This is a genomic window from Paenibacillus sp. FSL L8-0436 (assembly GCF_038593025.1).
Lineage (GTDB): Bacteria > Bacillota > Bacilli > Paenibacillales > Paenibacillaceae > Paenibacillus_AQ.
Map to the genome: position 1 here is coordinate 4,643,200 of NZ_CP151955.1, position 13,973 is coordinate 4,657,172.

Sequence of the window (13,973 nt, forward strand, 5' to 3'; positions counted from 1 at the left end):
CCACACGAAAACATCAGGTGGTTTCTTGATCTCTCAGATCAAACAGCTCCAGGGCAGAGTTTTTGAAAAAATGTTAAAAGAAAGCGGTGTGGATGCGTTTAACGGCGCACAAGGAAGGATTTTGTATGTGCTGTGGGAACACGAGAGGCTTACGATTTCCGAGATTGGCCGGCTTACCTCGCTTGCAAATACTTCTTTGACCAGCATGCTTGACAGAATGGAAGAAGGGGGGCTTATTGTACGAATTCCAGACACCCATAACCGCAGGCAAACTTTCATAACGATTACTGAACAGGCCAAAGCATACCGTGAGGCTTACGATCTCGTATCTGAACAAATGAATACTTTGTTCTATCAGGGATTCACAGAATCGGAGGTTACTGCATTCGAGAAAATGCTGAGCAGAATTGTTGATAATTTGAAATAATGAATTGGAGGAACCCGAAATGGAGCAGCAAACTAAAGACGCTATCCTCAAATTAATTGAAAATAGCCGTGATGCCATTGCATGTTCAATTGACAGTGACGGATTTCCAAACGCCAAAAACATGTTCAAGATCAAACATGAAGGCCTAAAGGCCTTCTGGTTCTCGACAAACACGTCTGCAATCCGCACCAGCCAATGGATGCACAACTCCAAATCTTGCATTTATTTTCTCGACGCCGAGGACTTTCACGGATTGATGCTTACAGGGCATATGAAGGTATTTCTTGATGATGAAACGAAGCAGAACTTCTGGAAAGAAGGCGACGAACAATATTATCCGCTTGGGCCAACTGATCCGGATTATTGCATGCTGTGTTTTACGGCAGAGAAAGGGAACTATTATCATGGGCTGCAGAAGCATTTGTTCAGCGTAGAGGAATTGCAGGAATATTATCGTCATGCCTTATAAGCCGTGCCCGGTACGAAAGTTACGAAACCATTCCGTATCGGGCAACTCATGCCTAATTATTAGTTCTTTTTCTATTTAAAGGTTACGTACGACGCATATATGCACGCACGGTGATGGGAGCGAAGATCGCTACGATTACAGCCGCTCCGACGAGGGAGAAGACAAGATCTGTGCCCATCGTCCCCGAGTTGACCAGCTCCCGGACGGCTGTTACCAGATGAGAAATCGGGTTAATATTCACGAACCACTGGAGCCAGTCCGGCATGGTATTGACCGGCACAAAAGCATTGGAAAGAAAGGTGAGCGGGAACAGCACAATCATGGATATCCCCTGCACACTGGAAGCCGTGCGTGCTATTACGCCGAAGAAGGCGAAAATCCAGCTAATCGCCCAGGAACATCCGATCACGAGGAGCGCTGCAATTGCTACATGCCCGATCCCGCCTTCGGGACGAAAGCCCAGAAGATATCCCATGACAAAAGTAAGCACAGTCGCTATGGTGTACCGGACAGTGTCGGCAAGCAAAGCTCCTGCGAGCGGGGCAATCCGCGAGATCGGCAGTGACTTGAACCGGTCAAACACTCCCTTTTCCATATCCTCCCTGAGCTGAACGCCTGTAACGATGGAAGTCGTAATAACGGTCTGTACGAGAATACCGGGGATGATGACCGGCAAATAATTATGCACATCTCCAGAGATCGCACCGCCAAAGATATAAGTGAACATCAGCGTGAAAATGATAGGCTGAAACGTGACATCAAACAACTGCTCGGGTGTACGCTTGATTTTCAGCAACCCCCGATAGGCCATTGTGAGTGAATTGCGCACCGATTGGCTAAAGCTCGAATGATTTTTCAGCTTTCGTTCGGCACCCGGTTTAATGATTGTACTCATACTGTTGTTCCTCCACTTTATTCGATTTGCCGGACGCCTGAACCGCGTCCTCCTGTACACCATGGCCCGTGAGCGTCAGAAATACCTCATCCAGCGTTGGTTTCTGCACACTTAATTCGGCTAGCGGGATACCTGCTTCGCGCAGCGCGATCAACAGATCGGTAACCCGGTCGGCGTTGCCCATAGGTGCAGTGATTTTCGCCACTTCCGCCGAAAGACTGGACGGTACCTGAAGCACCTGTTGCACAAGCCGGCGGGCATTCGTGAGATCTTGCGGATTCTGTACCTTTAAATGCAGCGACGAGCTTCCGACAGAGGATTTCAGTTCATCTACGGTACCCTCGGCAACCACACGGCCATGATCGATAACCGCGATCCGGTCGGCCAGTTGATCAGCCTCTTCAAGGTATTGCGTGGTTAGCAATACGGTTGAACCCGACTTCACCAGCCGCCGGATCGTATCCCACATTTGGTTGCGCGTACGCGGGTCCAAACCGGTCGTGGGTTCATCCAGGAAAATGAGCGGTGGCTGCGCAATCAGACTTGCGGCCAAATCCAGCCTCCGGCGCATACCGCCGGAGAAATTTTTGAGCGGACGTTTCGCCGCTTCGGTGAGTCCGAATTCCTCCAGCAACTCTGCTGCCTTATGACGTGCCTCGGCACGTCCCAGTCCGAGCAAGCGGGAGAATATAACCAAATTCTCTGTCGCACTGAGCGACTCATCGACTGAAGCGTACTGGCCGGTCACCCCGATCAGCTGACGCACAATCTGCGGTTCCTTTACCACATCATGTCCGAAGATCCGCGCCGAACCTGCATCCGGTCTTAGTAAGGTCGCCAGCATTCGGATGGCTGTGGTCTTCCCCGCTCCATTCGGACCCAGCACACCGTAGATCGAACCGGTTCCCACTTTCAGATCCACACCGTCCACCGCCCGGTTGTCTCCAAAGACTTTGACAAGCCCCTGCGCTTCAATGGCCCAATCGCCGTGGTGTGGTGTCGTTTTCGTTGATTGATTCATTTGTAATTCCTCCTAAACAACTGAATATATAAGGATGGTAAGCCCCTTATTTAAACTGAATATAAACCTGCTATGTATTTCCTCGGTGCTGCTTTATTATAATCCCGCACCTGCTAGGATCTTAACGGTCTGTGAGATGATTTAAATCTCGGCCTCGGGATGGATAAACCAAAAAAGCCGATCCTCTCGGACCGGCCCATAATCACTTTTTTTCAAGGAAGTTGCAATCCTAGTCATTTTCATCCGAATCGCTGAACAGCTCACGCAGCACACTCTTTCTATTTTCGAGAAACCGTCTTGTGATCATGTAATGCATCGTATCTTCATAACGAATTTCCCCAACCGGATCTTCATCGAAATTCAGAATCTGGGCATCCGGATAACCGAGAAGAATCGGCGAATGTGTAGCTATGATGAACTGGGCTTCATGTTCCAGATCCTTAATAATACGGAGTAAGGCCAATTGCCGTGCTGGCGAAAGAGCCGCCTCCGGTTCGTCGAGTAAATAGATCGCCTTTTTGCCGAAACGATGATTAAAGAGTGCCAGAAACGCCTCACCATGGGATTGCTCGTGCAACGAACGCCCGCCATAATACTGCAAGCTCTGAGGCATAGTATCCAGATGAGAGGCAAAGTGATAAAAGGTCTCTGCCCTGAGAAAAAAGCCGTTCGTAACTTTGGGCAGCCATGATAAGCGAATATGTTCTCCCAGAGCAGAGTGGGAAGCATCCACCTCGTAGAGGTTGTTCTTGCTGCCTCCTGCTGTATTAAACCCGCATTGATAGGCCATGGCCTCCAGAAGGGTTGATTTGCCCGATCCGTTCTCTCCCACAAAGAAGGCAACGTTTGATTTGAATTCGATGGTGATGAGGTTCTTTAAAGCTGTAATGGAAAACGGATAACGGCTATGGTCCATTTCATGTTTCCTCAGAATTTCAAGACTGCGCAAGAACAAGGTACCCTCTCCCCACCATTTTTCTGCAATTGTTCCATCGTTGTACTTACCATACACCCAAGCCTGTTCTATGATCGTTCGCGTCGGTAATGTAGTTTAAAGAACGGACATGGAGTGCCTCTGCATTAGCCGCTAATTTGTCCAAGGTTTCTGAATCTTTACAATAAATAGTCGTATATATACAGTCAACAATAAGCAGGACAAGTTCACAATCGCTTGCCAAATAATCTTCATAGGTTTTTAGTTGCGAAGCCACAACTGAAGAATAGGCCTTCAGATCAAGATGAATGATATATTGCGCTTCCTCAGTATCAATGAATCCCATCAGCACCTCACCGTCAACTCTATCCTGGCCAGGTGGAAACAAGGAAACTAACTCGTGATCTACGGATTTATATTCTTCGCCAGGTCCAATAAGCCAGTTATATTTCGTGCAATCCAGTGGCCTTAGAATATGGTATAGCCACTTTCCATACTCATTTGGAATTTCAAACGTGATTCCTCTTATCCGCTTTTCCATACAAATTCACCACCTATATCGTCTCTGTGCGCTGCCGGGACGCCAGCCGCCGAAACTGAATGAAGATAAACAGAGCAGTCAGCATCACAACTATTCCTGAACCGAGGAACCATAGCTGCACGCCGTATTCATCCACCACGGGTCCTGCCACCAGAAGTCCAATCGGTGAAGACAGCATCATAATACTGGTCACGAGTGAAATGACGCGTCCCAGCATCTCCGGCTCGAATGAACGCTGAATCATCGCCATGAAGGGGCCATTGAAGAAGGGTGCGGCACTGCCCATGAAGAACGAGAGAACCGCAAAGATCACAAAAGCATCCGGACCAATCAAGCCGCTGATTACACAGGTCAGGCCGATGACCAGCAGACCCAGGCTCATATAGCTAATATCACTCCATTTGGATGAGAACACCGACAGAAGCAATCCTCCCAAAATCATCCCGATGCTGAACACCGCTTCCACCAAGCTGGCACTATAGCCCCCACGGCCAAAATGAGACAACGTCATATAAGGAAATAAAGTCGCCAGCGGCATAAACGCGATACTGAACACTGCTGTAGCCCCTGTAATCAACACAATAGGTTTTGCTTGAATGAGTGCGCTCCAGCCCAGCCGGAATTCATGGATAAAGGAGGGTGAAACTGTTATCTGCGCTTTGGGCTGATGAATCTTCACCAGGAACAGCATTAGATTCGCAATCAGCGCCCCGGCCACATCCAGGAGCAATACCGCCCCAAGCGAAGTCGCCGAATATACTGCTATCCCAAGCGCTGGACCCATTACATTCGAGAAAGAGAAGACCATCTGCTGCCAACCCGCGACTCTTGTCAGCTCCTCTTCCGGTGCAATCAACGGAACGGCCGCCTGGAACGCCGGGGCATGAAAGGCCGAAGCCGCCGAACGCAAGCTCAGAATGATATAGACGAAGCCGAGTCCCGGCTCCCCCAACATGAAATAGAACCCTAAGATCAGACTGAAGAGCGCAATTGCGCTATCCGCAATAATCATCGTTAATTTACGGTTCCAGCGGTCCAGCCAGACCCCTACGAAGGGACCCAGGACAGCTTGCGGCAAGAATGCAGCCAATCCGGCAATCATCAAAACTGCGGCTGAACCTGTCGATTCCGTCAAATGCCAGATCACTGCGAATTGAACCATCGAACTCGTGAGTATAGAGAATATCTGTCCGCTAAAAATAAGCGCGAATGTTTTTTTCCATTGTTTTTGCATAAGGTCATCTCCTTTGATTGAAAACTCAAATAAACTCATTCCATTAGCATAGGCAGACTGAAACAGGCGCATAACAAATAAACTCATTCCCTTGTCTCAAAAAATGGGCGAGTTCACCAGTCTTGCACCTCCAATTACCGTAAACGTATGGAATGGGTCACAAGGAGCACCTCCTGAAAAATTAGGTTTATTATAACATCGCCTATCCTCCATGAGCCAGTTTCAATTGTTCTTTTACGAAGAATTCGATCTATCCTCACCACCCAACACCTCAAGCATCATCAAGACACCCAGCCGGAAACCTTGCGTGTATGACGAAGCAGCATAAATGGATGTAGTTTGACCCAGCAAATCTATTAATTCCTCCAAAGCATCGAATTCTTCCATCGTGAGTTTCTTTTGATAGGCTTCTATTGATGCAGTAATTTTCCGGTTCAAATCACGGTATTCAGGACTTGTTGGGTGTATACATTCGTCAGGTCGGATGTTTCCATAGAACAGACTTTCCAATACACTGCTCATGATTTTCCTCCTATGAATTGCAGATGAAAAAGCCGAGAATAAAAGTTCTCAGCTGTATAGTACTTCATCTGACCATTGCACAATGCATTTTAGCGGTATAATCACTAAGTTATGCTACCAAAAAGAAACAGATGTCGTAATTAACCAAAGACGAGATCCGTTTCCGCGAGAAATAAATTCCACGACATCACCCGCTTGAAGTGTCTTCAGACTCGTCGGAGCATTGATCAACACACCCGTATATTGCTGGGCTGCCAGATCATAGCCGGTGATCTCTACCCACATCCGCTCTGCCCGCGGGTCGCCTTCTACCGGATTTGTCAATCTAAAATGCAGCCTGACCTTCCTTCCCTTGTCCTGCGCCTTTCTCTCTTGTTCCGGGGGAATAAAGAAGGATTCCGAGTATAATCGGCTCGGCTCTTCCACATCTTCTAGGGTCCATTCCATTCAACATTCCTCCTGAAGTACAAATTTCAGGGCTGCCTTTGTGATTATGGTATAATTAACCAAATAAATGCTATTACGGAGGTAATGAATATAAAAAAAAACATTTCAGTTGTATTGATTCTCGCAATTTTACTTATCTCTTTGTCAGCTTGTGCAAAAAATAGTCCCACTAAATATGTAGATGCAAATGGAAAAGAATATACATATAGTCTTGAGTTAAGTGGCACAATGCCAAATGCTGAAAAGTCGAGTAAATGGGTTGTTTACACGAATGATGCTGATTTGACTTTTGATGAGGCAGCAAAAAGTATATTGAGTTCTAATTCAAATGACTGGATTGATATGCATATTGTTTCAATGGAATAATATAGGGCTAAAAAAAGCCCGGTGATGCAGGAATTCCTGAATCACGCGGGCTTTGTATGGGTTGAAGCAGAATATGCCTTGTCTTCTATTACTCTTTCACGATCAGCTTCAGCGGTGCGGGAATCATCGGCTTCACGGTTTGCCCGTCCAGCACATCCTTTGCAGCTTGAACGGCCAACTGGCCGATTAATTCGGGCTGCTGGGCGATGGTTCCGGTCAGTTTGCCCGCCTCGATGGAATCAAGCGCATCTTTGTTGCCGTCGAACCCGATTACGGGGATGTTTTTACCCGAGCTCTGGATCGCTTCAATCGCCCCTAGAGCCATCTCGTCATTGTGTGCGAAGACTGCCTGCACGCCCGGATTTCCTTCGATCAGGTTCTCCATGACCGTCAATCCTTTGGTGCGGTCGAAATCGGCGGTTTGCTTTGCAAGAACCTCAAGCTGGGTATCCGCGATTTCATGGAATCCCTTACCCCGTTCACGGGTGGCTGATGCTCCCGGCGATCCTTCCAGCTCGATGACCTTCGCGCCTTTACCCAGCTTCTGGACGATATATTCAGCCGCCATGGAACCGCCTTTGATGTTGTCCGAAGCGACCAGCGCTTTGACATCTCCTTTATCCGCCGAGCGGTCCAGTGTAATGACGGGGATATCCAGACTGTTCGCCGACTGGACCGCCGTCGAGATTGCCGATGAATCCACAGGGTTGATCAGCAACGCGTCTACCCCTTTTTGTATCAGATCCTCCACATCATTGTTCTGCTTGGCGGAGTCATTCTGCGCGTCGATAACCAGGATCTCCACCCCTTGCTTATTCGCCTCCGCCGTTACGCCGTCTTTGAGGGCCACGAAGAAGGGATTGTTCAGGGTTGAGAGAGATAAGCCGATTTTCAAATTTAGACCGTTGCCTTCATTATTGGGCTTGGCCCATTCCGGTGGCTCCAGGGAGCAGCCGGTCATTAGCAGCAGCAGTATGGACGTCAGGACTAAAGTGATTTTTTTCATAATATGATCCCCCTTTTATGCGGCTTTCTTGCGGTCAATCAGTACGGCTATCGCAATGACAATCCCTTTGACCACCATTTGGTAGAAAGAAGAAACGCCCAGCAGATTCAGCCCGTTATTCAGAATTCCAATAATGAGCGCACCGATTAAGGTACCCACAATACGTCCGCGGCCCCCGGTCAAGCTGGTGCCTCCCAGTACAACGGCCGCGATAGCATCCAGCTCATAGGAAGTTCCCGCCGTTGGCTGGGCCGAATTCAACCGGGAAGTCAGAATGGCCCCGGCCAATGCCGACAGCATACCTACCAGTGAATAAATCATAATTTTGATGCGGTCTACCTTAATCCCGGAAATTATTGAAGCTTTCTCATTGCCGCCGATGGCGTAGGTTTTGCGGCCGAACGGCGTTTTGTGCAGTACGACCCACAACAGAGCGAACACGATAATCATCGTCACAGCGGGAACGGGAATGCCCAAGAAGTACCCGCGGCCAAACAATTGGAACGTCATGCTGTCTCCAAGGCCCGTAATCGGGTTGCCATCCGTATAGACTAGCGTTAATCCCCGGAAGATCGTCATAGTCGCCAAGGTAGCGATGAACGGTGCCATTTTACCCTTGGTAATCATTAAGCCGTTGACCATCCCGATCACTCCACCCAACACACAGCCGCCGATAATCGCCAGTATCGGATTCCAGCCCGCCAACAGCAAGTTGGCCATGAAGGCACTGGAGAGCGCGAGAACGGAACCCACCGATAAGTCAATTCCGCCTGTCAAAATGACAAAGGTCATGCCAAAGGCGATCAGCGCGTTGATCGCGACTTGCCGCAGCAAATTCAGAATATTAAGCGGCTCCAGAAAGCTCGGGTTCAGCATGGACACGATGAGAACAAGAATAAATAACCCCAACAGCGGACCCAACTTCTGTGTAATCTGCCCCACCCGCAAACTCTTCTTTTCTTTGCCATCCGTAATTGTTGTCATCTCTATTGCCCCCCTGTGGCTAATGTCATAATGCTTTCCTGCGTAGCTTCCTGCCGAGAGAGTTCTCCGCCGATCTTCCCTTCATGGACCACTATTATGCGGTCACTCATCCCCAGAATCTCTGGCAGTTCAGAGGAGACCATAAGGATCGCAACGCCGCGTTCAGTTAACTCATTCATGAGCTGATAGATTTCGCGCTTCGCTCCCACATCGACGCCGCGTGTGGGTTCATCCAGAATCAGCACGCTGAGGCCGATACCAATCCATTTGGCGATGACCACTTTCTGCTGATTGCCTCCTGAGAGCTGACGCGCCAGCGTAGATGAGGACTCTGTCTTGATCTGAAGACGCTGAATGAGCAGGTCCGCGAAATCTTTTTCCTTCTTGTCTATGATTACACCCTTGGGGGCGAAGCTGGATAAATTCGTCATTGCCATATTGTCCCGAATGGAAAAATCAAGAATCAGGCCCTCATCCTTCCGGTCCTCCGTAACGAAGCCGATACCCGCTTGCATCGCATCATGGGGATTGCGGATTGCCACTTGCTTTCCCCGAATCTTCACCTCACCGCTGTCCAGAGTATCCAGTCCGAACAACGCTCTCATGATTTCCGTCCGGCCCGATCCCATCAATCCGGAGAATCCAATAATTTCACCGGCCCGCACCGAGAAGTTAACGTCTTTAAATTTTCCCGTTTTGCTAGCATTCTTCACTTCAAGCACCACTTCTCCGGGCTGGAAGACGCGCTGAGGGAAACGGTCCGTTAATTGACGCCCGACCATTTTCCGAACCACATCGTCAAAATCAGTGTCCGGAATGGCTTGGGTATCTATGGTTTTCCCATCCCGCATGACGGTGATCCGGTCGCATATCGTAAAGATCTCCTCCATCCGGTGCGAAATATAGACGATGGAGACACCTTCTTTTTTGAGGGAGGCAATGACTTCGAATAATTTCTGAATTTCCCGCTCGGTCAGTGCAGCGGTGGGTTCGTCCATCACGATAACCTTGGCATGGGTCATGAGCGCCTTGGCAATCTCGATCATCTGTTTCTCCCCGACGGAACATTCTCCAGCCTCCTGGTTCAGTGGAATCGTCACGGAGAGCTTGCGGAACTGCTCGTTTGCTAACGCTTTCATTTCTTTCATATTCAATAGCCCAAGTGAAGAGATTTTTTCCTTCCCGATAAACAGGTTCTCCAGAACCGTCATATCCGGCCATACATTCAGCTCCTGGTGGATAAAGGCGATCCCGCTTCGCTCTGCTTCTCTGGGGTTGGCAAAATAGGTTTCCCGCCCATCAATGTGAATCGTTCCCTGATCCCGCTGATGAAGACCAATCAGAATGTTCATCAGTGTGGATTTGCCGGCGCCATTCTCCCCCATCAGGGCATGAATCTCCCCATCCAGCAGCTCAAAATCTACCCCCGCAAGAACCGGGTTGGTGCCAAAGGACTTATAAATGTCTTTCATTGCAATGCGCATATCCCTCGAACCTCCTCCATATCAAAAATAGACGCCGGCTTGCAGGATGCAGTTCGCGTAAGGCTTCGCTTCACCCGTGCGAACAATCACCTTGGCCTTCTGGGTCAACTGCTTGAATTGCTCATGGGTAAGCGCCTCTATCGGCGTTCCCCTGAATTTATCATTCACATATTGCGAGGTTGCATGATTATTCACGGCCAGTTCCTCGGCCACAATCACCTTTTCGATCACCATATCCTCCGCAATGACATCGACGACCTCTTGAAAGCCGGGGACGCCCAGTTTAAGCGCCAGGTCAATCTTGAGAACGCCCGCCGGAACCGGCAATCCGATATCTGCAATGACAATCATGTCGGTATGGCCCAGGTCGGCCAGTATTTTGGAAATATGACTGTTCAATATTCCATGTTTCTTCATAATTAAAGACTCTCCTCGACTTCAGCTCTCATGGGCATGCCGCCTTGAGCGCCGAATTTTGTTACGGATAAAGACGCTGCACGATTCGCGAACTTCACGCTGTCCGGGATGGAGCTGCCTTCGGCCAGAGCCACGGCAAATGCGGCGTTGAACGTATCTCCCGCTCCAGTTGTATCTATAGCCTCCACTTGATAAGTGGGTACCAGCACCTCGCGCTCTCCATCGTAATACCGCACGCCGCTACTGCCCTCCGTTATGAATAGCTTGCCCGGAAACTTCCGTAAAGCTTCTGCTTTATCCATCCCGCTGAATAAAATGGAGCATTCGTGTTCATTCGGCGTCAGATAAGCAGCCTTTTCGATCACCGCTTCACTAAGCAGACGGGCAGGCGCTGGATTGAGCAGCAAGGGTACATTGATTCTCTGGCAGAGGCTGCTAACATACGATACCGTTTCCTCCGGAATTTCCTGCTGCACCAGGACCATATCGGCGCTTCGGATGGCATCCAGTGCCCGTTCGACCAGAGCAGGTGTGACGTGATCATTGGCGCCTTTGACCACGATAATGCTGTTGTCCCCCTCAGCTAAAACGATGTGGGCTGTTCCGCTCTCTGTATGTGTAACCGGTTCCACATTAGTGGTAATAACGCCATTTCTTTTAAAATTGTCCATGATCGCTTTGCCGTAAAAATCGTCCCCGATACAGCCGATCATCGTTACCTCAGCACCCAGCCGTGCGGCGGCAACCGCTTGGTTCGCACCTTTGCCTCCCGGAACGGTGGTGAAGCGGTCTCCTAGAACCGTTTCACCAACTTGAGGCCGTTTGGAAGCGGTTACCACCAAGTCCATGGAACAGCTTCCAATTACACAAATTTTAGCCATATCTTTCACCCTTTCTTACTGGTTTCCATTCTGCTTCGGGTAGTTTCCCGCTCAATGAAGCTGACCGGCAACTGAATGATCTTATCTTCCACCTGATCCTGCTCAATGAGCTGAATCAATAACCGGGCGGCCTCGCTGCCCATGTCACGTGCAGGCTGGCGGATAGTTGATAAAGATGGCGACATCAGACTGCTGAGCGGAATATCGTCAAAGCCGATAATCTGAACGTCCTCCGGCACGGTTTTGCCCAGCCGATGGGCTTCATGAAGAACCGCTGTGGCCACAATATCATTACTGGCGATCACGCCGTCCGTATCCAAAAACTGCTCAAACAGTTCGGTCGCCCATTGTTCTGCTTCGGTATAGGAAAAGGATGATGTCCGGATCACATTGTAGCTGATCCCCATTTCTTCAAGCGCTTCGGCCGCGCCCTGAAACCGGTCCTGTGCCGGCTTGACATGGGCCGGTCCTTGGATAATGGTAATCCGGCTACTGCCTCTAGCGACAATTTCCTGTGCGGCGAGACGTCCGCCCTTCCGGCCATCCGCGTAAACGGAGGGACTGTCATTGGAAGTACGGTCCAGAAAAACAACCGGAATATTCATTTCCAGATAAGCCCCGCTGTCGGGAAAATTCGTTGAAGATATCACGCCTACGACATTATTCTGTACAAAAGTGCGGATATAATCCAGTTCCTTCTCCTCATTCTCGTCACTATTGCCAAAAATAATCCGGTACCCATTCTCTTGCATGTAATCTTCGATGCCGCGTGCCAACTGTGGAAAAAAAGGGTTGGTAATATCCGGCAGCAGTAAACCGATTAACTTGGATTTGCGTTTGTATAAAGACCGGGCCACTTCATTGGGGGAATAATTGCTTTGCCGGATCGCCGCCTCTACCTTTTTGCGGGTATCGATGTTGACATAACCTGATTCATTGATTACCCGTGAAACTGTGGCCACCGAAACGCCGGCAATTTTGGCGACATCCTTAATTGTAATCATGGACTGCTCTCACTCCCTCATGTGTGTAACCGGTTACATGTTTTACATTTACAGATTAGCATATCCCGATTTGATTTACAAGTACCAAATAAAGGCACTTGCACGAAGCAAGCACCCTCATACTTAGCGCCCCTGTGGAATACGGTCTGGGCGATAGGTCTGGGTTCAAATCCACAACATCACCCAGCCATGTTCGCAACGGCATACCGCAGCAGCTGCTCACGCGTATCTAGCGGAATGTCCTGAGGCTCATCCACCAGAGCATGCGGGTTCACCTCTATCTCTTCTCCAGCTTCTGCCTTTATACGGGCAATCTCTTTAATGGTATCTACAGGACTGGAGTGACTTCCCAGCAATTGAGAGGTTAACCGCTCCGTCAACTCTTGCGGATTCTCCATCTTAAAGCACAGCTTCCCTTCTGTCAGCCGGATCTGCGACTCATACTGATCTCTTTGATCGGTCACGGTCCATCCCGGCCAAGCTGTGCGAATCTGCTGCAACAGAGTCCCCACATCCGGGGCATACCAGATATCTATCGTCCGTGCCAGCAAATCCAGGTGGAAGCCTTGATCCGGTGTCTCTTTCGGCCATTCGTTTAAGTCCAATTCTGTGCTGCCTTCCGGTTTATTAAGCAATTCTACCAGCGAAGGCCCCTGCAATAGATAATCTTCCAGCTCCGATTGTACCGGGTATAGCCGCAGTTCCCCATCAAGATAAACTACGCTTGCCACCGTTCGAACCCAGCCGTCCCTGGGTTCAGGCACCAGCGATAATGGAGTAATGGTCCTACTCACTTCACTGATGAGTTCTTCCACCGGATAACCCACATAAGCTGCCATGTCCAATATCCCGGAAGAAGCCCATTCAATGGTCCATCCCGGCCATAAGGGCTGCATCATCTTCAATAGATGCCGGCGCAGCGGAATCTCATAATGCTCGTCCTCTCCGCCGTACCACAATAAATGCCGGTGATCCAAATCCACACATGCACAGCCTTCCGCCCATGCATTGTCCAGCCAACCCTCTGCTGGTTCCTGCTGTTCAATAAAAGCCTCAGCCGCTTCCGGTCCCCAGAACAAATCACTTGGAAGAGTAATTGCGCACCAATGGCTGTAGTACAAAGAGTAATTACCTTCCCGAATAATCATGAGATTGGCCCGATGTCCCATACTCTACCTCCTAGTGAATGAATGCAGTTTGTCCGATCTCAACTATCTCAGCGCTGTTAATTCTTTGTGTACTTTTTCGCTTGATATATTATTCGGCTTAACTACCTCTTTCCCCTCTGAGGTTAATAGAATGGTCCTGAATTGGACGGGAATTCGCGCGCAAAGTTGCTCG

General features: G+C 49.3%; 17 protein-coding genes. 3 read left to right on the plus strand and 14 right to left on the minus strand.

The genetic code is table 11. The features are described from left to right. Positions 1–70: 70 nt before the first annotated feature. Both NSS79_RS21315 and NSS79_RS21320 read left to right on the plus strand, forming a co-directional pair. Entirely contained in the window at positions 71–427 is a 357-nt protein-coding gene (locus tag NSS79_RS21315) for a MarR family transcriptional regulator (RefSeq protein ID WP_342436040.1), read from the plus strand. A 19-nt stretch (positions 428–446) separates the two neighbouring features. Further along, on the plus strand, positions 447–896 hold the full coding sequence (locus NSS79_RS21320; protein ID WP_342436041.1) for a pyridoxamine 5'-phosphate oxidase family protein: 450 nt from the start codon (positions 447–449) through the stop codon (positions 894–896). Between the two features lie 82 nt (positions 897–978). Here NSS79_RS21320 and NSS79_RS21325 read toward each other — a convergent pair whose 3' ends face one another. From NSS79_RS21325 to NSS79_RS21355, 7 genes are all read right to left on the minus strand, one after another. Next, positions 979–1,791, minus strand: coding sequence for an ABC transporter permease (locus NSS79_RS21325; protein WP_038593902.1), 813 nt, complete (start codon positions 1,789–1,791; stop codon positions 979–981). After that, the gene (locus tag NSS79_RS21330; protein WP_342436042.1) at positions 1,775–2,812 is read right to left on the minus strand and encodes an ATP-binding cassette domain-containing protein; all 1,038 of its coding nucleotides are present in this window, start codon (positions 2,810–2,812) and stop codon (positions 1,775–1,777) included. The genes NSS79_RS21325 and NSS79_RS21330 overlap by 17 nt, the downstream gene beginning before the upstream one ends. 229 nt (positions 2,813–3,041) lie before the next feature. Next, positions 3,042–3,767, minus strand: coding sequence for an AAA family ATPase (locus NSS79_RS21335; RefSeq protein WP_342436043.1), 726 nt, complete (start codon positions 3,765–3,767; stop codon positions 3,042–3,044). A gap of 46 nt (positions 3,768–3,813) precedes the next feature. Beyond that, a complete protein-coding gene (locus NSS79_RS21340; RefSeq protein WP_342436044.1) occupies positions 3,814–4,287 on the minus strand; it encodes a DUF2691 family protein in 474 nt (157 codons plus the stop codon). Positions 4,288–4,300: 13 nt separating this feature from the next. After that, a complete protein-coding gene (locus NSS79_RS21345; protein WP_342436045.1) occupies positions 4,301–5,521 on the minus strand; it encodes an MFS transporter in 1,221 nt (406 codons plus the stop codon). Positions 5,522–5,755: 234 nt separating this feature from the next. Then, a complete protein-coding gene (locus NSS79_RS21350; RefSeq protein WP_342436046.1) occupies positions 5,756–6,043 on the minus strand; it encodes a DUF6809 family protein in 288 nt (95 codons plus the stop codon). Positions 6,044–6,157: 114 nt separating this feature from the next. Beyond that, entirely contained in the window at positions 6,158–6,490 is a 333-nt protein-coding gene (locus tag NSS79_RS21355) for a DUF2314 domain-containing protein (RefSeq protein ID WP_342436047.1), read from the minus strand. An 84-nt stretch (positions 6,491–6,574) separates the two neighbouring features. Here NSS79_RS21355 and NSS79_RS21360 point away from each other — a divergent pair, with 84 nt between their 5' ends. Then, positions 6,575–6,856, plus strand: a complete 282-nt coding sequence (locus NSS79_RS21360; RefSeq protein WP_342436048.1) for a hypothetical protein — start codon at positions 6,575–6,577, stop codon at positions 6,854–6,856. An 88-nt stretch (positions 6,857–6,944) separates the two neighbouring features. Here NSS79_RS21360 and rbsB read toward each other — a convergent pair whose 3' ends face one another. From rbsB to NSS79_RS21395, 7 genes are all read right to left on the minus strand, one after another. Beyond that, positions 6,945–7,862 carry a ribose ABC transporter substrate-binding protein RbsB gene (rbsB, locus tag NSS79_RS21365; RefSeq protein ID WP_342436049.1) on the minus strand — a complete coding sequence of 306 codons (918 nt, stop codon included), beginning with the start codon at positions 7,860–7,862 and terminating at the stop codon, positions 6,945–6,947. Positions 7,863–7,877: 15 nt separating this feature from the next. Beyond that, positions 7,878–8,846, minus strand: a complete 969-nt coding sequence (gene rbsC, locus NSS79_RS21370; RefSeq protein WP_038593920.1) for a ribose ABC transporter permease RbsC — start codon at positions 8,844–8,846, stop codon at positions 7,878–7,880. Positions 8,847–8,848: 2 nt separating this feature from the next. Beyond that, a complete protein-coding gene (locus NSS79_RS21375) occupies positions 8,849–10,330 on the minus strand; it encodes a sugar ABC transporter ATP-binding protein (RefSeq protein WP_342436050.1) in 1,482 nt (493 codons plus the stop codon). Between the two features lie 21 nt (positions 10,331–10,351). Continuing rightward, entirely contained in the window at positions 10,352–10,747 is a 396-nt protein-coding gene (gene rbsD / locus NSS79_RS21380; RefSeq protein WP_342436051.1) for a D-ribose pyranase, read from the minus strand. A gap of 2 nt (positions 10,748–10,749) precedes the next feature. Then, a complete protein-coding gene (gene rbsK / locus NSS79_RS21385; RefSeq protein ID WP_342436052.1) occupies positions 10,750–11,628 on the minus strand; it encodes a ribokinase in 879 nt (292 codons plus the stop codon). 5 nt (positions 11,629–11,633) lie between these two features. Continuing rightward, positions 11,634–12,632 (minus strand): LacI family DNA-binding transcriptional regulator, encoded by a 999-nt coding sequence (locus NSS79_RS21390; protein ID WP_342436053.1) that lies wholly within the window; start codon positions 12,630–12,632, stop codon positions 11,634–11,636. A gap of 179 nt (positions 12,633–12,811) precedes the next feature. Continuing rightward, the gene (locus NSS79_RS21395) at positions 12,812–13,801 is read right to left on the minus strand and encodes a hypothetical protein (RefSeq protein WP_342436054.1); all 990 of its coding nucleotides are present in this window, start codon (positions 13,799–13,801) and stop codon (positions 12,812–12,814) included. Between the last annotated feature and the right edge of the window lie 172 nt (positions 13,802–13,973).